Genomic DNA, 24,960 nt, shown 5'->3' on the forward strand with positions numbered 1-24,960 from the left:
GCTGGCGTAGGCTGGTTCGGTCCGTCCAAGACCCTTGACGAAAGGGACACCCGGTGACCGAGAAGGCCGACCTCCAGTCCGTCCTCGACCGTGCCGCCGCGGGCGGGCGGATCACCCCCGAGGAGGCGCTCGACCTCTACCGCGACGCCCCGCTGCACGCGCTGGGCGCCGCCGCCGACGCCGCCCGCCGCCGCCGGTACGCGGGCACCGAGCACATCGCGACGTACATCATCGAGCGCAACATCAACTACACGAACGTGTGCGTCACGGCGTGCAAGTTCTGCGCCTTCTACGCCCCGCCGAAGGACACGGCGAAGGGCTGGACCCGGGACCTGGACGACATCCTGCGCCGGTGCGCGGAGACCGTCGAACTGGGCGGCACGCAGATCATGTTCCAGGGCGGCCACCACCCGGACTACGGCGTCGAGTACTACGAGAAGCACTTCTCGGCCATCAAGAAGGAGTTCCCGCAGCTCGTCATCCACAGCCTGGGGGCGAGCGAGGTCGAGCACATGGCCCGGATCTCCCAGGTGCCCGTGGCGGAGGCCATCCAGCGCATCCACGCCGCGGGCCTGGACTCCTTCGCCGGCGCCGGCGCCGAGCTGCTGCCCGAGCGGCCGCGCAAGGCGATCGCCCCGCTGAAGGAGAGCGGCGAGCGGTGGCTGGAGATCATGGAGACGGCCCACGGCCTCGGCGTCGAGTCCACGTCCACCATGCTCATGGGGACCGGCGAGACCAACGCCGAGCGGATCGAGCACATCCGGATGATCCGTGACGTGCAGGACCGCACGGGCGGCTTCCGCGCCTTCATCCCGTACCTCTACCAGCCGCAGAACAACCACCTGAAGGGCCGCACCCAGGCCACGATCTTCGAGTACCTGCGGATGATCGCGATCGCCCGGCTCTTCCTCGACAACGTGGCGCACATCCAGGGCTCCTGGCTCACCACCGGCAAGGACGCCGGGCAGCTGACCCTGCACTACGGGGCGGACGACCTCGGCTCGGTGATGCTGGAGGAGAACGTCGTCTCGGCGGCCGGTGCCAAACACCGCTCCAACCTGCTGGAGATGATCGAGATGATCCGCACCGCGGACCGCGTGCCCGCGCAGCGGAACACCACCTACGAGCACCTCGTCGTGCACGACGACCCGGCGAACGACCCGGTCGACGAGCGGGTCATGTCCCACATCTCGTCCACCGCGATCGAGGGCGGCACGGCTCACCCCGGGCTGAAGCTGCTCGCCGCCAACTGACCCGACGACCGCGCCCCGCCCCGACGTGCTGACCATCCACGCCGCCGACCTGCTCGTCCCGGGCGACCGGCGTCCCCCCGTGCCCGGTGGGGCGGTGCTCGTGGACGGCCGCGGCTGCGCGGCGGTCGGGACGTACGAGGAACTGGCGGCGGCGCGGCCGACCGCCCGGGTCCGGCGCTGGCCCGGACTGATCACGCCCGGGTTGCTGAATCCGTACGGTCCCGAACTGCTGGAGCGGGCCTACCATCCCGATCCGCGTGAGGCCGAGGAGCTGGGCACCGAGCCGATCACCGGTGCCGGTCTCGCGGCGCTCGGCATGACCGACAGCCGCTGGGGCGCGAGCGCGCGACGCGGCGTGCAGCGGCTGCTCGCGCACGGGGCCGTCGCCGTGGCGGGGGGCCTGTGGCGGCCCGCGGTGGTGGACGCCGTGCACCGGGCGGGGCTCGGCGTCGAGGAGCGGTTCGCGGTGCCGCCGGGCCGGCCCACCCTCGACGCGCTGGCCGGGCGGAGCCTGGCCGACGCGCTGCTGCGGCCCTTCCCGCCGGCGGGCGGAGCCGGCCTCGACGCGACGTTCGCCGTGTTCGACGCCCCCGACGAGGACGCGCTCGCCGAGCGCGGCGCCGGCACCTGCGTGGCCACGGTCCTCGCGGGGCGACTGGTGTACCGGCGCCGCTGAGGGTCAGCCCGAGAACGCCTTCACGACGCGCCCGTACCCTGTTCCGCCCCGCCGCAGTCGGCCGGCGCGTCGTCCTGCGCCGCGTCGCCGCCGCCCTCGGCCGCGCACTGCCGGTCCCGGGTCGCCGGCCACGCCCGCGGCGGCTGGTACGCCGTCGCGCACCAGGCGGAGTACGGCACCTACGACCTGGACGACCACCCGCTCGCTCAGGCCTTCCGGTCCACCGGCTCCGTGACGCTGCCGATGCGGACCAAGGCGTACGTCTCCGCGAGGAAGCCACGGCTTCCGCCGTCACCGCGGGCTGCAAGAATGAGCCCGTGACCCGCGCTTCCCTGAACAAGCAGCCGCACGAAGTCGCCTCGATGTTCGACGACGTGGCGGAACGGTACGACCTGACGAACGACGTGCTGTCGCTCGGCCAGGACCGGGTGTGGCGCCGGGAGGTCGCGCAGGCGGTCGACGCGCGCCCCGCGCAGAAGGTGCTGGACCTGGCCGCCGGTACGGCCACCTCCTCGCTCCCCTTCACGCGTGCGGGCGCGTACGTCGTGCCCTGCGACTTCTCCCTCGGCATGCTCCAGGTCGGCAAGCAGCGCCACCCCTGGCTGCCGCTGACGGCCGGCGACGCGACGCGGCTGCCCTTCCGGGACGACGTGTTCGACGCCGTCACCATCTCCTTCGGGCTGCGCAACGTGCAGGACACCGACGCGGCGCTGCGTGAGATGTACCGGGTGACCCGGCCGGGCGGACGCGTGGTGATCTGCGAGTTCTCGCACCCCACGTGGGAGCCGTTCCGCAAGGTCTACACCGAGTACCTGATGCGGGCGCTGCCGCCGGTGGCCCGCGCGGTGTCGTCCCATCCGGACGCGTACGTCTATCTCGCCGAGTCCATCCGCGCCTGGCCCGACCAGCCCGCGCTGGCCGAGCGGCTGGGCGAGGCCGGCTGGTCGAAGGTGGCCTGGCGGAACCTGACGGGCGGGGTGGTGGCGCTGCACCGGGGATTCAAGGAGACGGGCTGACCGGCGCCACGGCCGGGTGACCCGGCCGTGGCGCACCGTCGCGGACGGTTACAGGGCCAGCCGGTAGCAGTGCCCCAGCATGTCGGTCTCGGGGCTGGTGAAGGTTTCGGCGAGGTGCATGCCGAGCCGCTCGGTGACCGAGATCGACCGGGCGTTGCGGGCGTTGACCACGGCCACCACGCTGCCGACGCCCGCCGCGCGCACCCGCTCCAGCGTCATCCGCGCGGCCGCGGTGACGTATCCCCGGCCCCAGTGCTCCCGGCCCAGCCGCCAGCCGATCTCGATCTCGCCCGCCGGCCCCCACGGGCGCGGCCACGGCTGGGCGCCGGTGAAGCCGATGACCCGGTCGTCGGCGTCGAGCACGGTCCACAGGCAGAAGCCGAGTTCGGCGTCGTGCCTGCGCTGCCGGGCGGTGAGTTCCTCGTAGACGGACAGCCCCGCGGACCGGCCGCCGTGGAACTCCATGACCTCCGGGTGGTCGAACACCCGGTGCCAGGCGACGGCGTCCTCGTCGGTGGGGACACGCAGCCGTACCACGGGCAGAACTCGGTTCACTGGGTATCCCTTCGGCCGGTTGATCAATCCTGCTGAATAGACTGCCCGTGTCCAGTGCCGGTCGGCACGCAGATGTCGAACTTGGGGAGATCCCGCCGTGGCCGAGTCTCTGACGGACAACACCGCCGATGTGATCGTCGTGGGCGCGGGCCCGGCCGGCGCCACGACGGCGTACCACCTCGCCAAGGCCGGACTGGACGTACTGCTCCTGGAGAAGACCGAGTTCCCCCGCGAGAAGGTGTGCGGCGACGGGCTCACCCCGCGCGCCGTCAAGCAACTCGTGGCGATGGGCATCGACATCTCCGAGGAGGCCGGCTGGCTGCGCAACAAGGGGCTCAGGATCATCGGCGGCGGAGTGCGGCTGCAACTGGACTGGCCGGATCTCGCCTCCTTCCCCGACTACGGACTGGTCCGCAAGCGCGACGACTTCGACGAGCAGCTCGCCCGGCAGGCGCAGAAGGCGGGCGCGCGGCTGTACGAGCGGTGCACCGTGGGCGCGCCGGTCGTCGACGACCGCACGGGCCGCATCACCGGCGTGCACGCCAAGCTCGGCGACGCCGGGGACAAGCGCGAGGTCACCTTCCACGCGCCGCTGGTCGTGGCCGCCGACGGCAACTCCAGCCGCCTGTCCCTGGCGATGGGCCTGCACCGCCGCGAGGACCGCCCGATGGGCGTCGCCGTCCGCACCTATTTCGAAAGCCCCCGGCACGAGGACGACTACCTGGAGTCCTGGCTGGAGCTGTGGGACCGCCGCGGACCCGGCGAGGACCGGCTGCTGCCCGGCTACGGCTGGATCTTCGGCATGGGCGACGGCACGTCCAACGTCGGCCTCGGCGTCCTGAACACCTCCGACTCCTTCAAGGAGCTGGACTGGCGCGAGGTCCTGAAGGCCTGGTGCGCCTCCATGCCCGAGGACTGGGGCTACACCCCCGAGAACATGACCGGCCCGATCCGCGGCGCCGCCCTGCCCATGGCCTTCAACCGCCAGCCGCACTACACGCGCGGACTGCTGCTCGTCGGTGACGCGGGCGGGCTGGTGAACCCGTTCAACGGCGAGGGCATCGCCTACGCCATGGAGTCCGGCCAGATCGCCGCCGACGTCATCGTCCAGGCCGTCGCCCGCGCCACCCCGGCCCAGCGCGAGGCCGCCCTCCAGCGCTACCCGCGCGTCCTGAAGGACACCTACGGCGGTTACTACACCCTCGGCCGCGCCTTCGTGAAGCTCATCGGCAACCCGAAGGTCATGAAGATCGCCGCCCAGCGCGGGCTGACCCACCCCGTGCTGATGAAGTTCACCCTCAAGCTGCTCGCCAACCTCACCGACCCGACCGGCGGCGACGCGATGGACCGCATCATCAACGGCCTCAGCAAGGTGGCGCCGAAAGCCTGACGGGTTGTGGTGTGTGAGGGTGCCGTGATGGCCGGGATTCAGGCTTCCGGCCGGTGCGGCGCCTCCCTAACCTCCGGTTTTCATGACAACAGAACACGCGTGGCAGAGGCGTCGGACGCCGGGCGCGCAGGAGGTCGTGGGGGATTCGGGGGAGCTGGGGGCGCGGGGCCCCCGAGGGCTCGGGCGGGCGGGCGGGCACACCCGCAGACACTTCCTGGCGGGCGCCGGCGGGGCCGCCGGTGCCCTCGCCCTGGGAGGTGCCGGGAGCGCGGCCGCCGCCCCGGCGGGCAAGCGCGTCGCCGTGCTCGGTGGCGGGGTGTCCGGGCTCAGCGCCGCGCACGAGCTGGCCGAGCGCGGCTACGCCGTGACCGTCTACGAGTACTACGACGCCCTGGGCGGCAAGGCCCGCTCGATGGACGTCCCCGGCACCGCGGCGGGCGGGCGGCGGCCACTGCCCGGCGAGCACGGGTTCCGGTTCTTCCCCGGGTTCTACCGGAACCTGCCCGACACCATGCGCCGCATCCCGTTCGCCGGTCACCCCGACGGCGTCCGCGGCAACCTCCGCAACGGCACCGAGGCCCTGTTCGCCCGCGGCTCGGGCCGCCCCGACCTGCACTTCCCGCTCCGCCGCGTCACCACCCCGCCCGCACCCGGCACCCTCACCCCGTCCTGGCTCCGCGACCAGCTGCTGTCCGTCCTGGACCTCGGCACCCGGCTGCCCGCCCACGAGGCCGCCTACTTCGTCAACCGCCTGCTGGTCCACCTCACCAGCTGCGACGCCCGCCGCGAGGACGAGTGGGAGAAGACCCCCTGGTGGGACTTCATCCGCGCGGAGCGGATGAGCGAGGAGTACCGGACGCTCCTCGGCGTGGGGCAGACCCGCAACCTGGTCGCCACCCGTGCCGAGGTCGCCTCCACCCGCACCGTCGGCCGCGTCATCATCGAGGCGCTGCTGCTCTGGGGGCTGCTCGGACGCGGCCTGGACGGCCCCGACGCCGACATCGACCGCGTGCTCAACGCCCCCACCAGCGAGGCCTGGATCGACCCCTGGGAGACGCACCTGCGCTCCCTCGGCGTCGCGTTCGTGCTCGGCACCCAGGTGCGGGAGGTGCTGTACGCCGGCGGCCGCGTGACCGGCGTCCGGGTGTCGGCCCGTGACGGCGGCGACGAGCGGACCGTCACGGCCGACCACTACGTCTCCGCCCTGCCGGTCGAACACGCCCGGCTCACCTGGGGGGCGGACCTGCGCGCCGCCGACCCGCAGCTGGCGCGCTGCGACGCGCTGGAGACGGACTGGATGACCGGCGTGATGTTCTACCTCCGCACGCCCACCCCGGTCGTGCACGGCCACATCAACTGCCTGGACTCACCCTGGTCGGTGACCGCCATCGGCCAGGCCCAGTTCTGGGACGTACGGGACTTTCCGCGGCACTACGGCGACGGACGGGCGCGCGACTGCTTGTCCGCGATCATCTCCGAGTGGGACAGGCCCGGCATCCTGTACGGCAAGACGGCCCGTGAGTGCACGAAGGACGAGGTCGTCGCCGAGCTCTGGGCCCAGTTGAGGGACGGCCTGAACGACGCCGGCAGGACCACACTGAGGGACGAGGACCGGCTCGGCTGGTTCATGGACCCGGCGGTGACCGGCCTCGGCGGCCCCGACCCGAGCAACCGCGAACAGCTCCTGGTCCACCCCACGGGCACGCTTCACCACCGGCCCACGGCCCGCACGGCCGTCCCGAACTTCTTCCTGGCCGGCGACTACGTCCGCACCGACGTCGACCTGGCCAGCATGGAGGGCGCCAACGAGTCCGCCCGTCTCGCCGTCAACGCCCTGCTCGACGCGGACCGTTCGGACGCCGAGCGCTGCCGCGTCTGGGAGCTGTACCGGCCGCCGGAGCTGGAGCCCCTCAAGCGCGTCGACGCCCTGCGGTACCGGCTGGGCCTGCCCAACACCTTCGACCTCGGCTAGTGCCGCGGCAGGCGACGTCCGCCCGTGGCGCAGCGGCGTCCGCGTGCTCTCGGCGGGCCGGCCGGAAGCCCTCGTACGGGACGCACTCGGGCTTTCGGCCGGTGCGGCGGGAGTGCGTGCCGGACACCGCGACGGGGCGCACGTCGCCTGCCGCGGCACCAGGCCCGGGGAAGGGGCCGCTGCGGCGGCACACCCCTGCGGAGGGGAACGCCACCCCCGCGCGACTGCGGCCCCTTCCGTACCTCAATGCATCTTTTTTGTCAGTGTGCGCCGAGGAGTTCGCGTCAGAGCACGCGCACCGCGCCCGACGCCGGGTAGCCGGAGAGGTCCTGGATGACGACACCCTTCGAGGGGTTGGCCGCGTCCAGGTACTGGCCGTTGCCGATGTACACACCCACGTGGTACGCCGAGCCCTTGCCGCCCCAGTAGAGGATGTCGCCGACGGCGAGGTTCGACAGGGAGACCTCCGTGCCGACCATGGACTGGTCCTGGGACACCCGCGGCAGGTCCACACCGACCTGCTTGAACGCCGCCTGGACCAGGCTGGAGCAGTCCCACGCGTTGGGCCCGGACGCGCCCATGACGTACGCGTCGCCCACCTGGGCCTGGAGGAAGGCGATGACCGTGCCGACGCTGCCGCCGGCCGGCGGGGTCACGGTGTCGGCGGACGCGGAGACCGTCGTCAGGGTGGCCCGCTCGGCGTCGCGCGCGGCCCGCTCGGCCCGCTCGGCGGCGGCCTGGCGCGCCTCCTCGGCGGCCTTCTTGCGGGCCTCCGCCTTCTTCTTGGCCACGGCCAGGTCGGCCTTGGCCTCCTTGGCGGCCTGGGCGGCGGCCGCGTCGCGCTCGGCCTGCAGCTCGTAGTTCGCGGCGGCCAGCTGTGTGGCGTCCGCGGACTGGGCGACCTGAGCGGACAGGTCGGCCGTGAGGGTGGGCAGTTCGAGCGTCTGCGTCACCGGCTCGGCGGCGTTCGCCGAGGCCGACGCGCCGGCCACTGCCACGGTGCTGAGGATGCCACCGGCAACTCCGGCCCGCATCGCCATCTTCGACGTGCCGGGCTGGCGGGGTTTCCGGTGGCTACGTATGTGAGCGGTGTGGGACATGGGACCAACCGGTATCAGGGGCTCCTCCATACCTTCAAGAAACGTGTGCTCCGCCACAGTTGTTCAACCGGCGGCCCAAATCTTCGTGGAGCTGCCTTTTCTTGGCGCCGTATCGGACATTGCGGGCGCAGGTCACAAGCCTGTGATCATGGGCTTTCTTCGTTACGCCCGAATTGCCCCGCGCCTACCACTGGTTGGGATCGTTGGCCAAGCCCGCCTCTCGGGGCCCTCTCGTGAATGTGGTGGAGGTCACGGAACGGTTGCCGGGGCCGGTGCGTCCGCCGCGCGGAACCGGCGCCGCCGAGCTCGTGAACGCGTGCACGCGTCCACCTCCTCATCCCCGCCTCCCTCCGATGTGTGAACGCGCTCCACTACCAGGCCGCGACGCCCAGCTCCAATTTGCATGCAGAGGAAGTTTCTTGATATTGAGACGACCCCTCCGAGCTGCACTGACGAGCGGAAATATCACCTCTGGTGATCACTTGAACGCTTCAGGTGTGAAGATCGCCGATCATCCGACTTCATGATCCTTCATCAGGTGGTGGAGATCACAAAGCTTGTGGAATACCCCGTGTCGCAGATCACAGAGCGGCAGGCATAAGATGCGAGGCAGTTGGGCTTGTGACCTGCTTCACATGTTCGCGATCTTCGCCGGGACGAGCGGGGCTCGTGGGACCGGTGAGCAGTGAGTGGGCCCACGGCAACCCGCCAGCAGTCAGTGCCGACTGAGAGGAGCGAGGAGCGGTGAACGCGTATGCGCCCATCCTCGTACTGGGAGCCCTCGGGGCAGGCTTTGCGATCTTCTCCGTGGTCATGGCCACGCTGATCGGTCCGAAGCGGTACAACCGCGCCAAGCTCGAAGCCTACGAGTGCGGTATCGAGCCGACCCCCACGCCGGCCGGCGGCGGGCGCTTCCCCATCAAGTACTACCTGACGGCGATGCTCTTCATCGTCTTCGACATCGAGATCGTCTTCCTCTACCCGTGGGCCGTCACCTTCGACGCCCTGGGTGTGTTCGGGCTCGTGGAGATGCTGCTCTTCGTGCTCACCGTCTTCGTCGCCTACGCGTACGTGTGGCGGCGCGGCGGCCTGGAATGGGACTGAGGGGCCTTTAGTCATGGGACTCGAAGAAAAGCTGCCGAGCGGTTTCCTGCTGACCACCGTCGAGCAGGCCGCGGGCTGGGTGCGCAAGGCGTCCGTCTTCCCCGCCACCTTCGGCCTCGCCTGCTGTGCCATCGAGATGATGACCACCGGCGCCGGCCGCTACGACCTGGCCCGGTTCGGCATGGAGGTCTTCCGCGGGTCACCCCGCCAGGCGGACCTGATGATCGTGGCCGGCCGGGTCAGCCAGAAGATGGCGCCGGTGCTGCGGCAGGTCTACGACCAGATGCCGAACCCCAAGTGGGTGATCTCCATGGGGGTGTGCGCCTCCTCCGGCGGCATGTTCAACAACTACGCCATCGTCCAGGGCGTCGACCACATCGTCCCGGTCGACATCTATCTCCCCGGCTGCCCGCCCCGGCCCGAGATGCTGATGGACGCCATCCTCAAGCTCCACCACAAGATCCAGAACTCCAAGCTCGGCGTGAACGCCGAGGAGGCGGCCCGCGAGGCGGAGGAGGCGGCGCTCAAGGCCCTGCCCACGATCGAGATGAAGGGGCTGCTGCGGTGAGCGACGCGAACGGCAACGGCGCGAACGGCGCGAACGGGTCGAACGGGGTGAACCCCGAGAAGGACCTGTCGGCCTCGAACCTCCCCGGCCGGCGCGGCCAGGGAGGCGAGGAGATCCGCGTCCAGCGCGGCATGTTCGGCGCCAACAACGGCGGCGACACCTCCGGCTACGGCGGCCTGGTCCGCTCGGTGCGGCTCCCGGGACCGGCCGCCCGCCCCTACGGCGGCTGGTTCGACGAGGTCGCCGACGAACTGGAGGGCGCCCTGGAGGAACAGGGGCTGCTCCCCGGCAACGCCGTCGAGAAGACGGTCGTCGACCGCGGCGAGCTGACCTTCCACATCGAGCGCGAGCACCTGGTGCGCGTCGCCCGCACCCTGCGCGACGACCCGGCCCTGCGCTTCGAGCTGTGCACCGGCGTCAGCGGCGTCCACTACCCGAACGACAAGGGCCGCGAGCTGCACGCCGTCTACCACCTGCGCTCGATCACCCACAACCGGCTGATCCGCCTCGAAGTCAGCGCCCCCGACGCCGACCCGCACATCCCGTCGCTGGTCACCGTCTATCCGACCAACGACTGGCACGAGCGCGAGACCTACGACTTCTTCGGCATCGTCTTCGACGGTCACCCGGCCCTGACGCGGATCATGATGCCGGACGACTGGCAGGGCCACCCGCAGCGCAAGGACTACCCCCTCGGCGGCATCCCCGTCGAGTACAAGGGCGCCCAGATCCCGGCTCCGGACCAGCGGAGGTCGTACTCATGAGCACGCAGCACGCCACTCCGCGCGAGACCACCGAGGGCACCGTCTACACGGTCACCGGTGGCGACTGGGACGAGGTCGTCCAGTCCGCGGCCCGCGCCGACGACGAGCGCATCGTCGTCAACATGGGTCCCCAGCACCCCTCCACCCACGGAGTGCTGCGGCTGATCCTGGAGATCGAGGGCGAGACGGTCACCGAGGCCCGCTGCGGCATCGGCTACCTGCACACCGGCATCGAGAAGAACCTGGAATTCCGCACGTGGACGCAAGGAACCACCTTCGTCACGCGCATGGACTACCTGACGTCCTTCTTCAACGAGACCGGCTACTGCCTCGCCGTGGAGAAGCTCCTCGGCATCGAGGACGAGATCCCCGACCGGGCCACGATCATCCGGGTGCTCCTGATGGAGCTGAACCGGCTCTCCTCGCACCTGGTGTGCATCGCCACCGGCGGCATGGAACTCGGCGCCACCACGATCATGATCTACGGGTTCCGTGATCGCGAGATGATCCTCGACATCTACGAGCTCATCACGGGCCTGCGGATGAACCACGCGTACATCCGCCCCGGCGGACTCGCCCAGGACCTGCCGCCCGGCGCGGTGGACCAGATCCGCGAGTTCGTGAAGAAGATGAAGAAGAACCTCCCGGAATACGACAAGCTCGCCACGGGGAACCCCCTCTTCAAGGCCCGGATGCAGGACATCGGCTATCTCGACCTGGCCGGCTGCATGGCCCTCGGCGCCACCGGCCCGATCCTGCGCTCCACCGGCCTGCCGCACGACCTGCGCAAGACCCAGCCGTACTGCGGCTACGAGACGTACGACTTCGACGTGCCGACCACCGACACCTGCGACGCCTACGGCCGCTTCCTGATCCGCCTGGAGGAGATGCGCCAGTCGCTCAGGATCGTCGAGCAGTGCCTGGACCGGCTGCAGCCCGGGCCGGTCATGGTCGCCGACAAGAAGATCGCCTGGCCCGCCCAGCTCGCCCTGGGCCCGGACGGCCTGGGCAACTCCCTGGACCACATCAAGAAGATCATGGGCACCTCCATGGAGGCCCTGATCCACCACTTCAAGCTCGTGACCGAGGGCTTCCGCGTCCCGCCGGGACAGGCGTACGCGGCGGTCGAGTCGCCCAAGGGCGAGCTGGGCGTGCACGCCGTCTCCGACGGCGGCACCCGCCCCTACCGGGTCCACTTCCGTGACCCGTCCTTCACCAACCTGCAGGCCATGGCGGCGATGTGCGAGGGCGGCCAGGTCGCCGACGTCATCGTCGCCGTCGCGTCCATCGACCCCGTGATGGGAGGCGTCGACCGGTGACCACCTCTTCTTCGGAACGGGGCGTCAGCCTGGGGATGCCCGAGCTGCCCGCGCCCGGCTATCCGGACGACGTTCGAGCCCGGCTGGAGCGGGACGCGCGCGAGATCATCGCCCGCTACCCGGACTCCCGCTCCGCCCTGCTGCCGATGCTGCACCTCGTGCAGTCGGAGGAGGGCCATGTCACGCGCACCGGGATGCGGTTCTGCGCGGACGTGCTCGGCCTGACCACGGCCGAGGTCACCGCGGTCGCCACCTTCTACACCATGTACCGGCGCAAGCCGAGCGGCGACTACCAGGTGGGCGTGTGCACCAACACCCTGTGCGCGGTGATGGGCGGTGACGCGATCTTCGAGGCGCTCCAGGAGCACCTGGGCGTCGGCAACGGCGAGACCACCGACGACGGCAAGGTCACCCTGGAGCACATCGAGTGCAACGCGGCCTGCGACTTCGCGCCGGTCGTGATGGTCAACTGGGAGTTCTTCGACAACCAGACCGTGCAGAGCGCCAAGCGCCTGGTGGACGACCTGCGCGCGGGAGCACGGGTCGAGCCGACCCGCGGGGCGCCGCTGTGCACGTTCAAGGAGACCGCCCGGATCCTGGCGGGCTTCCCCGACGAGCGGGCCGGGGCCGTCGAGGCCACCGGCAGCGCGGGACCGGCGTCGCTGGTGGGTCTCCGCCTGGCCAGGGGAGAGACCGCACCCGCGCGCGTGGTCCACCCGCGGGAGGGCGGCCCGCACGACGAGCCGCAGGACCGGGCCGTCCACGAGCCGTCACCGACGCGGCACCTCAGCTCGCACGACGCGCCGCAGAAGACATCGGCATCCGACCCGGCCCACCCGGCAGGGCCCACCGCCGAGGAGGGGGAGTGATGACGTTGGCACCCGAGCTGAAGGACCACAGCCCTGAGAAGCTGCTCGCGCCCGTGCTGTCGTCCTTCTGGGACGAGGACGGGTCCTGGACGCTGGACGTCTACCGGCGGCACGAGGGCTACGAGGGGCTCCGCAAGGCGCTCGCCATGTCGCCCGACGACCTGATCGCGTACGTCAAGGACTCCGGGCTGCGGGGCCGGGGCGGCGCCGGCTTCCCGACGGGAATGAAGTGGCAGTTCATTCCTCAGGGTGATGGAAAACCGCACTATCTAGTTGTCAACGCCGACGAATCGGAGCCCGGAACCTGCAAGGACATCCCGCTCCTCTTCGCGAACCCGCACAGCCTCATCGAGGGCATGATCATCGCGTGCTATGCCATCAGGTCGTCGCACGCCTTCATCTACCTGCGGGGTGAAGTCGTCCCCGTCCTGCGGCGGTTGCACTCGGCCGTCGCCGAGGCGTACGCGGCGGGCTACCTCGGCAAGAACATCCTGAACAGCGGGCTGGACCTCGACATCACGGTGCACGCCGGCGCGGGCGCGTACATCTGCGGTGAGGAAACCGCACTGCTCGACTCGCTCGAAGGCCGCCGGGGCCAACCGCGGCTCCGTCCCCCCTTCCCTGCCGTCGCGGGCCTCTATGCGTGCCCGACTGTGGTGAACAACGTCGAGTCGATCGCCTCGGTTCCCGCCATCCTGAAAAACGGCAAGGAATGGTTCAGGTCCATGGGCAGCGAGAAGTCGCCCGGCTTCACGCTCTACTCGCTCAGCGGTCACGTCGCGAGCCCCGGCCAGTACGAGGCGCCGCTCGGCATCACCCTGCGCCAGCTCCTCGACATGAGCGGCGGGATGCGGCCCGGCCACCGGCTGAAGTTCTGGACGCCGGGCGGCTCCTCGACGCCACTGCTCACCGACGAGCACCTCGACGTCCCTCTTGATTACGAAGGAGTGGGCGCCGCGGGTTCCATGCTCGGCACCAAAGCCCTGCAGTGCTTCGACGAGACGACCTGCGTCGTGCGCGCCGTCACCCGCTGGACCGAGTTCTACGCCCACGAGTCCTGCGGCAAGTGCACGCCCTGCCGCGAAGGAACGTACTGGCTGGTGCAGTTGCTGCGGGACATCGAGGCCGGCAAGGGCGCGACGAGCGATCTCGACAAGCTGGCCGACATCGCCGACAACATCAACGGCAAGTCGTTCTGCGCCCTCGGCGACGGTGCCGCCTCGCCGATCTTCTCCTCGCTCAAGTACTTCCGCGCGGAGTACGAGGAGCACATCACGGGCCGTGGCTGCCCCTTCGACCCGGCCAAGTCGACGGCCTGGGCCGACCGTACGGAGGTGAACGCATGACGGTGACCACGAGCGCTCCCTCCGGTGGGGGAGAGGCGGCGGTGCCGCCGGAGGATCTCGTCACGCTGACGATCGACGGCATCGAGATCAGCGTGCCCAAGGGCACCCTGGTCATCCGGGCCGCCGAGCAGCTCGGCATCGAGATCCCGCGGTTCTGCGACCATCCCCTCCTCGACCCGGCCGGTGCCTGCCGCCAGTGCATCGTCGAGGTCGAGGGCCAGCGCAAGCCGATGGCGTCCTGCACCATCACCTGCACCGACGGGATGGTGGTGAAGACCCACCTGACCTCGCCGGTCGCGGAGAAGGCGCAGCACGGGGTGATGGAGCTGCTGCTCATCAACCACCCGCTGGACTGCCCCGTCTGCGACAAGGGCGGCGAGTGCCCGCTGCAGAACCAGGCGATGTCCCACGGCAACGCCGAGTCCCGCTTCGAGGGGCGGAAGCGGACCTTCGCCAAGCCGGTCCCGATCTCCACCCAGGTGCTGCTGGACCGCGAGCGGTGCGTGCTGTGCGCGCGCTGCACCCGGTTCTCCCACCAGATCGCGGGCGACCCGATGATCGAGCTGCTGGAGCGGGGTGCGCTGCAGCAGGTGGGCACCGGCGAGGGCGACCCCTTCCAGTCGTACTTCTCCGGGAACACCATCCAGATCTGCCCGGTCGGCGCGCTCACCTCGGCCGCCTACCGCTTCCGTTCCCGCCCGTTCGACCTGGTCTCCTCCCCGAGCGTGTGCGAGCACTGCTCCGGCGGCTGCGCCACCCGCACCGACCACCGGCGCGGCAAGGTCATGCGGCGCCTCGCGGCGCACGACCCCGAGGTCAACGAGGAGTGGATCTGCGACAAGGGGCGGTTCGGCTTCCGCTACGCGCAGCAGAGGGACCGCCTGGAGACGCCGCTGCTGCGCAACGCCGAGGGGGAGCTGGAGCCCGCCTCGTGGCCGGAGGCGTTGCAGATCGCCGCCCAGGGGCTGCTCGCCTCGCGCGGCCGCACCGGCGTGCTGACCGGCGGCCGGCTCACCGTCGAGGACGCCTACGCGTACAGCAAGTTCGCGCGCGTGGCGCTCGACACCAACGACATCGACTTCCGCGCGCGCGTGCACAGCGCCGAGGAGGCCGACTTCCTCGCGGCGCGGGTCGCCGGCCGCGGCCGCGACCTCGACGGTACGGGCGTCACGTACACGTTCCTGGAGAAGGCGCCCGCCGTCCTGCTGGCCGCCTTCGAGTCGGAGGAGGAGGCGCCCGGCGTCTTCCTGCGGCTGCGCAAGGCCTGGCGCAAGCACGGGCAGAAGGTCTTCTCGCTGGCCACGCACAGCACGCGCGGCCTGGAGAAGGCCGGCGGCACGCTGCTGCCCGCCGCGCCGGGCACCGAGACCGAATGGCTGGACGCGCTCGCGAGCGGCGTCGGCCTGGAGGCGGACGGTGCGCTGGCCGCCGAGGCGCTGCGCGCCGAGGGCGCGGTGATCGTCGTCGGCGAGCGGCTGGCCGGGGTGCCCGGCGGCCTCACCGCCGCCGTCCGGGCGGCGTCCGCGACCGGGGCGCGGCTGGTGTGGATCCCGCGGCGGGCCGGGGAGCGCGGTGCCGTCGAGGCGGGCGCGCTGCCGTCGCTGCTGCCGGGCGGACGGCCGGCGACCGACCCGCGCGCGCGGGACGAGGTCGCGGCGGCCTGGGGTGTCGCCGAACTCCCGCTGCGCTACGGCCGGGACACCGGCCGGATCGTCGAGGGTGCCGCCTCCGGCGAGCTGCAGGCCCTGCTGGTGGCCGGGGTGGAGGTCGCCGACCTGCCCGACCCGGCCCGCGCGCGGGAGGCGCTCGGCGAGGTCGGCTTCCTGGTGTCGCTGGAACAGCGGCCCAGCGAGGTCACCCGACTCGCCGACGTGGTCCTGCCGGTCGCCGCGGTCGCCGAGAAGGCGGGCGCCTTCCTCAACTGGGAGGGCCGGGTCCGCTTCTTCGAGGCCGCGCTCAAGCCCGACCAGATGACCCGCCGGCCGGCGCCGAGCGACGCGCGCGTGCTGCAGATGCTGGCCGACGCCATGGACGTCCATCTGGGGCTGCCGGACCTGCGGACCACGCGCGCCGAACTGGACCGGCTCGGCGCCTGGGACGGGCCGCGCGCCACCGAGCCGTCGGAGAGCGCGGGCGTGCTGCCGCGGCCCGCCGCCGGGGAGGCGGTGCTCGCCGGGAACCGGCTGCTGCTCGACCAGGGCCTGCTCCAGCAGGGCGACGAGGCGCTCGCCGGGACGCGACGCGCCGCCCGCGCGCGCGTGTCGCCCGCCACGGCCGCCGAGGCGGGGGTCAAGGAGGGTGACGTGCTCGCCGTGACCGGTCCCGCCGGAAGCGTCCGGCTGCCGCTCCAGATCACCGAGATGCCGGACCGGGTGGTCTGGCTGCCGCTGAACTCCGCCGGCGGGGGCGTCGCCTCCGACACCGGTGCGCTGCCCGGCTCCCTCGTCCGCATCGGCCCGGCGACGCTCGCCGGCGAGGCCCCCCAGGAGGTGGAGGCATGAGCCCGTACCTCGCCGTCGAAGACCTCTCCGTGTTCGGCCGCGACCCGTGGTGGCTGGTCGCCGTCAAGGCGGTGTTCTGCTTCGCCTTCCTGATGCTGACCGTGCTGTTCTCCATCGTCTGGGAGCGCAAGGTCGTCGCCTGGATGCAGCTGCGCATCGGCCCCAACCGGCACGGCCCCTGGGGCATGCTCCAGTCGCTCGCCGACGGCGTGAAGCTGATGCTCAAGGAGGACCTCGTCGTCAAGCGCGCGGACAAGGTGGTCTACGTCCTCGCGCCGATCGTCGCGGCCATCCCGGCGTTCATGGCGATCGCGGTGATCCCGTTCGGACCGGCCGGCAACGAGATCTCGATCTTCGGCCAGCGCACCACGATGCAGCTGACCGACCTGCCGATCGCGATGCTGTACATCCTCGCGGTCGCCTCGGTCGGCATCTACGGCATCGTGCTGGCCGGCTGGAGCTCCGGATCCACCTACCCGCTGCTCGGCGGACTGCGCTCCTGCGCGCAGATGATCTCGTACGAGATCGCCATGGGCGCCGCCTTCGCCTCGGTGTTCCTCTACTCGGGCTCCATGTCGACGTCCGCGATCGTCGAGGCGCAGGCGGACCGCTGGTTCGTGATCCTGCTGCCGGTCTCGTTCCTGATCTACATCGTGACCATGGTCGGCGAGACCAACCGTGCGCCGTTCGACATGCCGGAGTCCGAGGGCGACCTGGTCGGCGGCTTCAACACCGAGTACTCGTCGATCAAGTTCGCGATGTTCATGCTCGCCGAGTACGTCAACATGGTGACCGTCTCGGCGGTCTCCGTGACGCTCTTCCTGGGCGGCTGGCGGGCCCCCTGGCCGATCAGCACCTTCTGGGAGGGCGCGAACCACGGCTGGTGGCCGCTGCTCTGGTTCGTGGTCAAGGTGCAGCTGCTGCTGTTCTTCTTCATCTGGCTGCGCGGCACGCTCCCGCGGGTCCGCTACGACCAGCTGATGAAGCTCGGCTGGAAGGTCCTCATCCCGGTCTCCGTGGTCTGGCTGATGCTCGTCGCGACCGTGCGGACGCTGCGGAACGAGAACTACGCCTTCGCCGACATCGCCCTCTACGTCGGCGGCGGTGTCCTCGCCCTGCTGCTGCTCTCGTTCGTCGTGGACTTCTTCCGCGACCGTTCCGGAGCCCCGGCCGAACCGCCCGCCCAGCAGCCCGCCTTCGACCCGATGGCCGGCGGGTTCCCCGTGCCGCCGCTGCCCGGACAGGAGCTGCCACCGGTGCCGCGCCGCCGCTCGCGCCGCGAGCGGGAGCTGATTGTCAGTGGTGGGTCCGATACTCAGAGTGACGGATCTCTGGGTGGATCTACGGATGGAAAGGAGGCGTCCGATGGCTGAGGAGCCCAAGGAGACCAAGCCCGGTTTCCAGAACCCCGTGGCCGGCTTCGGCGTGACCTTCAAGGCCATGTTCAAGAAGCGGCTGACCGAGCAGTACCCGGAGCAGCAGAAGACCACGGCCCCCCGGTTCCACGGACGGCACCAGCTCAACCGCCATCCGGACGGCCTGGAGAAGTGCGTCGGCTGCGAGCTGTGCGCCTGGGCCTGCCCCGCGGACGCCATCTACGTGGAGGGCGCGGACAACACCGACGAGGAGCGTTACTCCCCGGGCGAGCGGTACGGGCGGGTGTACCAGATCAACTACGCCCGCTGCATCCTGTGCGGCCTGTGCATCGAGGCCTGCCCCACGCGCGCGCTGACCATGACGAACGACTTCGAGCTCGCCGACTCCAGCCGCGCCAACCTCATCTACACCAAGGAGCAGCTGCTGGCCGGCCTCGAAGAGGGCATGGTCGACTCGCCGCACGCCATCTACCCGGGGATGGACGAACAGGACTACTACCGGGGCCTGGTGACGGAGGCCGCGCCCGGCACCGAGCGCCAGGTCGCCCACTCCAAGGGCGAGGTCGTCCAGGAGGCCGACTCCACCTCCGGAGGGACCGAGCCGGCGTCGGAGAAGGTGATCGGCCGATGACCGCGCAACTCGCCGCCTACACCACCTCCACCGGAGAGGCCGTCCAGTTCTGGATCCTCGGCACGGTCGCGGTGATCGGCGCCCTGTGCACCGTCTTCATGAAGAAGGCCGTGCACAGCGCGCTCTGCCTGGCCGGCACCATGATCGTCCTGGCGGTGTTCTACCTCGCCAACGGCGCCTACTTCCTGGGCATCGTGCAGATCGTCGTCTACACCGGCGCGATCATGATGCTGTTCCTGTTCGTGGTGATGCTGGTCGGTGTCACCGCGGCGGACTCGCTGCGGGAGACCATCAAGGGCCAGCGCTGGCTGGCCCTGCTGTGCGGCCTCGGCTTCGGCGTCCTGCTCGTCGGGGGCATCGGCAACGCCTCCCTGACGGAGTTCGACGGCCTGGGCCAGGCGAACGCCGGCGGCAACGTGGAGGGCCTCGCGGCCCTCATCTTCACCAAGTACGTCTACGCCTTCGAACTCACCGGCGCCCTGCTGATCACCGCCGCCGTCGGCGCCATGGTGCTCACCCACCGCGAGCGCACCGAGCGCGCCAAGACCCAGCGTGAGCTGTCCGAGCAGCGGGTGCGCGAAGGCAGGTACGTGCCGCCGCTGCCGGCGCCCGGCGTGTACGCGCGGCACAACGCCGTGGACATCGCGGGCCTGCTGCCCGACGGCACCCCGTCCGACCTGACGGTCAGCAAGACGCTGCGCGAGCGCGGCCAGGTGCGGGACGTGTCCACCGAGGCGCTCGACGACCTGCGCGCCCTCGAACAGCGCTCGCAGGAGCGGCTGGAGCGCACCGGGACCGAGCCGCCGACGTTCCACCGGACCGAGGAGGCGTCGAAGTGAATCCCGTCTACTACCTCTATCTGGCCGCCCTGCTGTTCACGATCGGCGCGACCGGCGTACTGATCCGGCGGAACGCGATCGTGCTGTTCATGTGCATCGAGCTGATGCTCAACGCCTGCAACCTCGCGTTCGTAGCCTTCTCCCGCATGCACGGCAACCTCGACGGCCAGATCATCGCGTTCTTCACGATGGTCGTCGCCGCGGCGGAGGTCGTGGTCGGGCTCGCGATCATCGTGTCGCTGTTCCGCTCCCGCCACTCGGCCTCGGTCGACGACGCCAGCCTGATGAAGCTCTAAGGGGTCGCTGAAGTGGAGAACCTGATTGCGCTGCTGATCGCGGCGCCCCTGCTCGGAGCGGCCGTCCTGCTGTGCGGCGGCCGGCGGCTGGACGCCGTCGGCCACTGGATCGGCACGCTCCTCGCGTTCGTCTCCTTCGCCCTCGGCGCGGTCCTCTTCGCCGGCCTGCTCGGCAGGGGGGCGGAGGACCGGACGCTGTCGCAGCACCTGTTCGGCTGGATCCCCGTCGAGGGCTTCCAGGCGGACGTCGCCTTCCAGCTCGACCAGCTGTCGATGACGTTCGTGCTGCTGATCACGGGCGTCGGCTCGCTGATCCACCTGTACTCGGTCGGGTACATGGAGCACGACGAGCGGCGCCGCCGCTTCTTCGGCTACCTGAACCTGTTCCTCGCGGCGATGCTGCTGCTCGTCCTCGCCGACAACTACCTGCTGCTGTACGTCGGCTGGGAGGGCGTCGGTCTCGCCTCCTACCTGCTGATCGGCTTCTGGCAGCACAAGCCCAGCGCCGCCACCGCCGCCAAGAAGGCCTTCCTGGTCAACCGCGTCGGCGACATGGGCCTGTCGATCGCGATCATGCTGATGTTCACGACGTTCGGCACCTTCGCCTTCGGGCCGGTGCTCGGCGGCCACGAGGAGCCGGGGGCGGTCGGCGACACCTCCGAGGGGATGCTCACCGCGATCGGCCTGATGCTGCTGCTCGCCGCCTGCGGCAAGTCCGCCCAGGTGCCGCTGCAGTCCTGGCTCGGGGACGCGATGGAGGGCCCGACCCCGGTCTCGGCCCTGATCCACGCCGCGACGATGGTGACGGCGGGCGTGTACCTGATCGTCCGGTCCGGCGCGATCTTCAACGCGGCACCCGACGCCCAACTGGTCGTCACGATCGTCGGAGCGGTCACGCTCCTGTTCGGTGCGATCGTCGGTTGCGCCAAGGACGACATCAAGAAGGCGCTGGCCGGCTCGACCATGTCGCAGATCGGCTACATGACGCTGGCCGCCGGCCTCGGCCCCATCGGCTACGTCTTCGCGATCATGCACCTGGTGACGCACGGCTTCTTCAAGGCCGGGCTGTTCCTCGGCGCCGGTTCGGTGATGCACGGCATGAACGACGAGGTCGACATGCGCAAGTACGGCGGTCTGCGCACGTACATGCCGGTCACCTTCGTCACCTTCGGCCTCGGCTACCTCGCGATCATCGGCTTCCCCGGCCTGTCCGGCTTCTTCTCCAAGGACAAGATCATCGAGGCGGCGTTCGCCAAGGGCGGCACCGAGGGCTGGATCCTCGGCGGCTGCGCCCTGCTCGGCGCGGCCATCACGGCGTACTACATGACGCGCGTGATGCTGATGACGTTCTTCGGCGAGGAGCGCTGGCGGCACGCGGCGACGGCGTCGCCGGCCGAGCCGAGCGTGGAGCCCGCCGCCGAGACCCGGGGCGAGCACGCCGAACCCCACCCGCACGAGTCGCCCAAGGTCATGACGGTCCCGATGATCGTGCTGGCGGTCGGGTCGGTCCTCGGCGGCGCGTTCTTCAGCATCGGCGACCGGTTCGTGCACTGGCTGGAGCCGGTCACGGGCCACGAGCACGGGCACCCGCCGGTCAGCGCGCTGACGGTCACGCTGTCCACGGTGGCCGTGATGGTGATCGGCGTGGCGATCGCCTACGCGCAGTACGGACGCCGCCCGGTCCCGGTCGTCGCCCCGCGCGGGTCGCTGCTCACCCGGGCCGCCCGGCGCGACCTGCTCCAGGACGACTTCAACCACGTCGTCCTGGTCCGCGGCGGCGAACACCTCACCCGGTCCCTGGTCTACGTCGACCACAGCCTGGTCGACGGAGTCGTCAACGGCACGGCGGCCTCGGTCGGCGGCCTGTCCGGACGGTTGCGCAAGGTGCAGAGCGGCTTCGCGCGGTCGTACGCGGTCTCGATGTTCGGCGGCGCGGCGGTTCTCGTCGCCGCGACCCTGCTGATGAGGGCGGTCTGATACCGATGTCCTTTCCTCTGCTGACAGCGACGGCGGTGCTCCCGGCGCTCGGGGCGATCGCCACGGCCGCCGTCCCGGCCGCGCGGCGCACCGCCGCCAAGTGGCTGGCGCTGCTGGTCTCGCTCGCCACGCTCGTCCTCGCCCTCACGGTGCTGGTCCGCTTCGACCCGGACGGCGACCGCTACCAGCTCACCGAGTCGCACGCCTGGATCGCGGACTTCGGCGTCCGCTACGAACTGGGCGTGGACGGCATCGCGGTGGCGCTCATCGCGCTGACCGCCCTGCTGATCCCGTTCATCGTCCTGGCGGGCTGGCACGACGCCGACCCGCTGGAGACCGGCAGCAGGCGGTGGCGGCCCACCCAGGGCTTCTTCGCCCTGATCCTGGCCGTCGAGGCGATGGTGATCCTCTCCTTCGAGGCCACCGACGTCTTCCTCTTCTACATCTTCTTCGAGGCCATGCTCATCCCGATGTACTTCCTCATCGGAGGCTTCGGGGACCGGGCCCACGAGCACGGCGAGCAGGTGGCGTCGACGCAGCGGTCGTACGCCGCCGTGAAGTTCCTGCTCTACAACCTGGTCGGCGGTCTGATCATGCTGGCCGCGGTGATCGGCCTCTACGTCGTCACCGGGACCTTCTCGCTCACCGAGATCGCCGAGGCCCGGGCCGACGGCTCGCTGGAGATGGCCACCAGCACCGAACGCTGGCTGTTCCTCGGCTTCTTCTTCGCCTTCGCGGTGAAGGCGCCGCTGTGGCCGCTGCACACCTGGCTGCCCAACGCCATGCAGGAGTCGACCGCCCCGGTCGCCGTGCTGATCACGGCGGTGGTGGACAAGGTGGGCACCTTCGCGATGCTCCGCTTCTGCCTCCAGCTGTTCCCGGAGGCGAGCACGTGGGCGACACCCGCCATCCTCGTGCTCGCCCTGATCAGCATCGTGTACGGCGCCCTGCTGGCGGTCGGCCAGCGCGACATGAAGCGACTGATCGCCTACGCGTCGATCTCGCACTTCGGCTTCATCGTCATGGGCATCTTCGCGATGACCAGCCAGGGCCAGTCCGGCGCGACGCTGTACATGGTCAACCACGGGATCTCCACGGCCGCGCTGATGCTGGTGGCCGGCTTCCTGATCTCGCGGCGCGGCTCGCGGCTCATCGCCGACTACGGCGGGGTGCAGAAGGTCGCGCCGGTGCTCGCCGGTACCTTCCTCATCGGCGGCCTGGCGACCCTGTCGCTGCCCGGGCTCGCGCCCTTCGTCAGTGAGTTCCTGGTCCTGGTCGGCACGTTCGCGCGCTACCCGGTGATCGGCATCATCGCCACCTTCGGCATCGTGCTCGCCGCGCTCTACACCCTCGTCCTGTACCAGCGGACGATGACGGGCCCGGTGAGGCCGGAGGTCTCCGCGATGCCGGACCTGCGGGTGCGGGAGCTGGTGGTCGTCGCCCCGCTGGTCGCGCTGCTGATCTTCCTGGGCGTCTACCCGAAGCCCGTCACGGACATCGTCAACCCTGCGGTGGAGCAGACCATGTCCGACGTACAGAAGCAGGACCCCCGGCCCGAGGTGGAGGCGGCCAAGTGAGCACATCAGCCGTCCACAGCCTGTGGACAAGCGCGGCCGATCCGCTCGGCAGGATCGACGCGCCGAAGATCGAGTACGCCCAGCTGTCGCCCATGCTGATCGTGATCGGCGCGGCGATCGCCGGCGTGCTGGTCGAGGCGTTCGTGCCGCGCAAGTCGCGTTACTACGCGCAGATGTTCGTGTCCGCCGTGGGTCTGGCCGCCGGTTTCGCGGCGGTCGTCGCGCTCGCGGCGGACGGGTACGGCACCACGAAGGCGCGGATCGCCGCCATGGGCGCGGTCGCGGTCGACGGACCGGCCCTGTTCCTGCAGGGCACGATCCTGCTGGCCGGGCTGGTCGCCCTGTTCACCTTCGCCGAGCGCCGGCTCGACCCGGCCGCGCACGGCAACCGGGTCGACTCCTTCGCCGCGCAGGCGGCGTCGGTGCCCGGCAGCGACAGCGAGAAAGCCGCGGTCAGGGCCGGTTTCACCACCACCGAGGTCTTCCCGCTGCTGCTCTTCGCGGTCGCCGGCATGCTGCTCTTCCCCGCGGCCAACGACCTGCTGACGCTGTTCGTGGCCCTGGAGGTCTTCTCGCTGCCGCTGTACCTGATGTGCGCGCTGGCCCGCCGCAAGCGGCTGATGTCGCAGGAGGCCGCGGTCAAGTACTTCCTGCTCGGCGCGTTCGCCTCCGCGTTCACGCTGTTCGGCATCGCACTGCTGTACGGCTACTCCGGCTCGATGGCGTACGGCACCATCGCGCAGGTCGTCGACGGCACCGTCACCGACGTCACCCCCGCCCTCGCCGGCACCATGGGCAACGACGTGCTGCTGCTCCTCGGCACCGCGCTGATCGTGATGGGGCTGCTGTTCAAGGTGGGCGCGGTGCCGTTCCACATGTGGACGCCGGACGTGTACCAGGGCGCGCCGACGCCGGTGACCGGCTTCATGGCGGCGGCGACGAAGGTGGCCGCGTTCGGCGCGCTGCTGCGCGTCCTGTACGTCGTGCTGCCCGGCCTGCGCTGGGACTGGCGGCCGGTGATGTGGGGCGTCGCGATCGTCACCATGCTGGGCGGCGCGATCGTCGCGATCACGCAGACCGACATCAAGCGGCTGCTGGCGTACTCGTCGATCGCGCACGCGGGTTTCATCCTCGCGGGTGTCATCGCGACCACCCCGGACGGTGTCTCGTCCGTCCTGTTCTACCTGCTGGCGTACTCGTTCGTGACGATCGGGGCGTTCGCGGTGGTGACGCTGGTGCGCGACGCCGGGGGCGAGGCGACGCACCTGTCCCAGTGGGCCGGGCTGGGACGCAGGTCGCCGCTGGTGGCGGCGGTGTTCGCGGTCTTCCTGCTGGCCTTCGCCGGGATCCCGCTGACCTCCGGGTTCGCCGGGAAGTTCGCCGTGTTCAAGGCGGCGGCGGAAGGCGGCGCGGCGCCGCTGGTGGTGATCGGCGTGATCTCGTCGGCGATCGCCGCGTTCTTCTACGTCCGGGTGATCGTGCTCATGTTCTTCAGTGACCCGAAGCCGGAGGGGCCGACGGTGGCGGTGCCGTCACCGCTGACGGTGACGGCGATCGGGGTGGGCGTGGCGGTCACGCTGGTGCTGGGTGTGGCGCCGCAGTACTTCCTGGAACTGGCCGGGGACGCGGGGGTGTTCGTGCGCTGAGGCCCCTGGCGCCCGGCCTGCGATGTCCGGCCGGGGCCCGGTGTCCGGCCGGCGTCCCGCGCCCGGCGTCCGCTCGGCGTCCGGCGTCCGGTCTGTGGCGTCCGTAGACGTGGCGGCCCTCCCCGTTGATCCGTCGATCGGGGAGGGCCGTTCCGTTGCCCCGGCTGATCGGCGCGCTTCGCTGC

At 70.7% G+C, this 24,960-nt stretch carries 21 protein-coding genes and 1 pseudogene; 20 read left to right on the plus strand and 2 right to left on the minus strand.

All coding sequences use genetic code 11. From position 1 onward, the window contains the following. The first annotated feature begins 53 nt into the window (after nt 1–53). The 4 genes and pseudogenes from mqnC to ACFF45_RS09295 all read left to right on the plus strand — a co-directional run bounded on the left by mqnC (nt 54) and on the right by ACFF45_RS09295 (nt 2,945). Nucleotides 54–1,253, plus strand: coding sequence for a cyclic dehypoxanthinyl futalosine synthase (gene mqnC, locus ACFF45_RS09280; RefSeq protein ID WP_381344438.1), 1,200 nt, complete (start codon nt 54–56; stop codon nt 1,251–1,253). 25 nt (nt 1,254–1,278) lie between these two features. Next, entirely contained in the window at nt 1,279–1,929 is a 651-nt protein-coding gene (locus ACFF45_RS09285; RefSeq protein WP_381344441.1) for a hypothetical protein, read from the plus strand. 120 nt (nt 1,930–2,049) lie between these two features. After that, a pseudogene (locus ACFF45_RS09290) lies at nt 2,050–2,187 on the plus strand (acyltransferase family protein); the annotation flags it as partial. 59 nt (nt 2,188–2,246) lie between these two features. Continuing rightward, complete coding sequence (locus ACFF45_RS09295; protein WP_381344443.1) at nt 2,247–2,945, plus strand: demethylmenaquinone methyltransferase; 699 nt, start codon at nt 2,247–2,249, stop codon at nt 2,943–2,945. Between the two features lie 48 nt (nt 2,946–2,993). On the opposite strand, the gene ACFF45_RS09300 is transcribed toward ACFF45_RS09295, so the two are convergent. After that, a complete protein-coding gene (locus tag ACFF45_RS09300) occupies nt 2,994–3,500 on the minus strand; it encodes a GNAT family N-acetyltransferase (RefSeq protein WP_381344446.1) in 507 nt (168 codons plus the stop codon). A gap of 97 nt (nt 3,501–3,597) precedes the next feature. Between ACFF45_RS09300 and ACFF45_RS09305 the strand changes: the two genes are divergently transcribed. Further along, nucleotides 3,598–4,890, plus strand: coding sequence for a geranylgeranyl reductase family protein (locus tag ACFF45_RS09305; protein WP_381344449.1), 1,293 nt, complete (start codon nt 3,598–3,600; stop codon nt 4,888–4,890). Nucleotides 4,891–5,026: 136 nt separating this feature from the next. Beyond that, the gene (locus ACFF45_RS09310; protein WP_381344451.1) at nt 5,027–6,862 is read left to right on the plus strand and encodes a hydroxysqualene dehydroxylase; all 1,836 of its coding nucleotides are present in this window, start codon (nt 5,027–5,029) and stop codon (nt 6,860–6,862) included. A gap of 284 nt (nt 6,863–7,146) precedes the next feature. Here the strand turns inward: ACFF45_RS09310 and ACFF45_RS09315 are convergent, their stop codons facing one another. Further along, entirely contained in the window at nt 7,147–7,992 is an 846-nt protein-coding gene (locus ACFF45_RS09315) for a C40 family peptidase (RefSeq protein ID WP_381344453.1), read from the minus strand. 714 nt (nt 7,993–8,706) lie between these two features. On the opposite strand from ACFF45_RS09315, the gene ACFF45_RS09320 reads away from it, so the two are divergent. Genes ACFF45_RS09320 through nuoN form a run of 14 tightly spaced genes read left to right on the plus strand, consistent with a single transcriptional unit; the run spans nt 8,707 to nt 24,775 of the window. Further along, nucleotides 8,707–9,066: an NADH-quinone oxidoreductase subunit A gene (locus tag ACFF45_RS09320; protein ID WP_007383963.1), complete on the plus strand. Its 360-nt coding sequence runs from the start codon at nt 8,707–8,709 to the stop codon at nt 9,064–9,066. A gap of 13 nt (nt 9,067–9,079) precedes the next feature. Then, the gene (locus tag ACFF45_RS09325; RefSeq protein ID WP_055635348.1) at nt 9,080–9,634 is read left to right on the plus strand and encodes a NuoB/complex I 20 kDa subunit family protein; all 555 of its coding nucleotides are present in this window, start codon (nt 9,080–9,082) and stop codon (nt 9,632–9,634) included. Beyond that, nucleotides 9,631–10,398 (plus strand): NADH-quinone oxidoreductase subunit C, encoded by a 768-nt coding sequence (locus tag ACFF45_RS09330; protein ID WP_381344456.1) that lies wholly within the window; start codon nt 9,631–9,633, stop codon nt 10,396–10,398. The genes ACFF45_RS09325 and ACFF45_RS09330 overlap by 4 nt, the downstream gene beginning before the upstream one ends. Next, the gene (locus tag ACFF45_RS09335) at nt 10,395–11,717 is read left to right on the plus strand and encodes an NADH-quinone oxidoreductase subunit D (RefSeq protein ID WP_381344459.1); all 1,323 of its coding nucleotides are present in this window, start codon (nt 10,395–10,397) and stop codon (nt 11,715–11,717) included. Before ACFF45_RS09330 ends, ACFF45_RS09335 begins: the two co-directional genes overlap by 4 nt. Beyond that, nucleotides 11,714–12,586 (plus strand): NADH-quinone oxidoreductase subunit NuoE, encoded by an 873-nt coding sequence (gene nuoE / locus ACFF45_RS09340; RefSeq protein ID WP_381344462.1) that lies wholly within the window; start codon nt 11,714–11,716, stop codon nt 12,584–12,586. Before ACFF45_RS09335 ends, nuoE begins: the two co-directional genes overlap by 4 nt. Continuing rightward, the gene (gene nuoF, locus ACFF45_RS09345; RefSeq protein ID WP_381344465.1) at nt 12,586–13,932 is read left to right on the plus strand and encodes an NADH-quinone oxidoreductase subunit NuoF; all 1,347 of its coding nucleotides are present in this window, start codon (nt 12,586–12,588) and stop codon (nt 13,930–13,932) included. The genes nuoE and nuoF overlap by 1 nt, the downstream gene beginning before the upstream one ends. Then, nucleotides 13,929–16,433, plus strand: coding sequence for an NADH-quinone oxidoreductase subunit G (locus ACFF45_RS09350; protein ID WP_381344467.1), 2,505 nt, complete (start codon nt 13,929–13,931; stop codon nt 16,431–16,433). Before nuoF ends, ACFF45_RS09350 begins: the two co-directional genes overlap by 4 nt. Further along, entirely contained in the window at nt 16,430–17,806 is a 1,377-nt protein-coding gene (gene nuoH, locus ACFF45_RS09355; RefSeq protein WP_381344470.1) for an NADH-quinone oxidoreductase subunit NuoH, read from the plus strand. The genes ACFF45_RS09350 and nuoH overlap by 4 nt, the downstream gene beginning before the upstream one ends. Further along, the gene (nuoI, locus tag ACFF45_RS09360; RefSeq protein WP_381344472.1) at nt 17,799–18,440 is read left to right on the plus strand and encodes an NADH-quinone oxidoreductase subunit NuoI; all 642 of its coding nucleotides are present in this window, start codon (nt 17,799–17,801) and stop codon (nt 18,438–18,440) included. The genes nuoH and nuoI overlap by 8 nt, the downstream gene beginning before the upstream one ends. Continuing rightward, the gene (locus tag ACFF45_RS09365) at nt 18,437–19,279 is read left to right on the plus strand and encodes an NADH-quinone oxidoreductase subunit J (RefSeq protein ID WP_381344475.1); all 843 of its coding nucleotides are present in this window, start codon (nt 18,437–18,439) and stop codon (nt 19,277–19,279) included. Before nuoI ends, ACFF45_RS09365 begins: the two co-directional genes overlap by 4 nt. Further along, nucleotides 19,276–19,575 carry an NADH-quinone oxidoreductase subunit NuoK gene (gene nuoK, locus ACFF45_RS09370; RefSeq protein ID WP_141309549.1) on the plus strand — a complete coding sequence of 100 codons (300 nt, stop codon included), beginning with the start codon at nt 19,276–19,278 and terminating at the stop codon, nt 19,573–19,575. The genes ACFF45_RS09365 and nuoK overlap by 4 nt, the downstream gene beginning before the upstream one ends. Before the next feature lie 12 nt (nt 19,576–19,587). Further along, a complete protein-coding gene (gene nuoL, locus ACFF45_RS09375; protein WP_381344477.1) occupies nt 19,588–21,552 on the plus strand; it encodes an NADH-quinone oxidoreductase subunit L in 1,965 nt (654 codons plus the stop codon). Between the two features lie 5 nt (nt 21,553–21,557). Beyond that, nucleotides 21,558–23,129 (plus strand): NADH-quinone oxidoreductase subunit M, encoded by a 1,572-nt coding sequence (locus ACFF45_RS09380; protein ID WP_381344480.1) that lies wholly within the window; start codon nt 21,558–21,560, stop codon nt 23,127–23,129. Further along, entirely contained in the window at nt 23,126–24,775 is a 1,650-nt protein-coding gene (gene nuoN, locus ACFF45_RS09385) for an NADH-quinone oxidoreductase subunit NuoN (RefSeq protein WP_381344482.1), read from the plus strand. Before ACFF45_RS09380 ends, nuoN begins: the two co-directional genes overlap by 4 nt. Nucleotides 24,776–24,960 lie beyond the last annotated feature (185 nt).

The organism is Streptomyces cinereospinus (genome assembly GCF_042430725.1).
Lineage (GTDB): Bacteria > Actinomycetota > Actinomycetes > Streptomycetales > Streptomycetaceae > Streptomyces > Streptomyces cinereospinus.

What these genes read in the sequence shown, in the direction of transcription:
- ACFF45_RS09315 (WP_381344453.1), bottom strand. Translation starts at nt 7,992, where the DNA reads ATGGAGGAGCCCCTGATACCGGTTGGTCCCATGTCCCACACCGCTCAC.
- ACFF45_RS09325 (WP_055635348.1), top strand. Translation starts at nt 9,080, where the DNA reads ATGGGACTCGAAGAAAAGCTGCCGAGCGGTTTCCTGCTGACCACCGTC.
- ACFF45_RS09335 (WP_381344459.1), top strand. Translation starts at nt 10,395, where the DNA reads ATGAGCACGCAGCACGCCACTCCGCGCGAGACCACCGAGGGCACCGTC.
- nuoF (WP_381344465.1), top strand. Translation starts at nt 12,586, where the DNA reads ATGACGTTGGCACCCGAGCTGAAGGACCACAGCCCTGAGAAGCTGCTC.
- ACFF45_RS09350 (WP_381344467.1), top strand. Translation starts at nt 13,929, where the DNA reads ATGACGGTGACCACGAGCGCTCCCTCCGGTGGGGGAGAGGCGGCGGTG.
- nuoH (WP_381344470.1), top strand. Translation starts at nt 16,430, where the DNA reads ATGAGCCCGTACCTCGCCGTCGAAGACCTCTCCGTGTTCGGCCGCGAC.
- nuoI (WP_381344472.1), top strand. Translation starts at nt 17,799, where the DNA reads ATGGCTGAGGAGCCCAAGGAGACCAAGCCCGGTTTCCAGAACCCCGTG.
- ACFF45_RS09365 (WP_381344475.1), top strand. Translation starts at nt 18,437, where the DNA reads ATGACCGCGCAACTCGCCGCCTACACCACCTCCACCGGAGAGGCCGTC.
- ACFF45_RS09380 (WP_381344480.1), top strand. Translation starts at nt 21,558, where the DNA reads ATGTCCTTTCCTCTGCTGACAGCGACGGCGGTGCTCCCGGCGCTCGGG.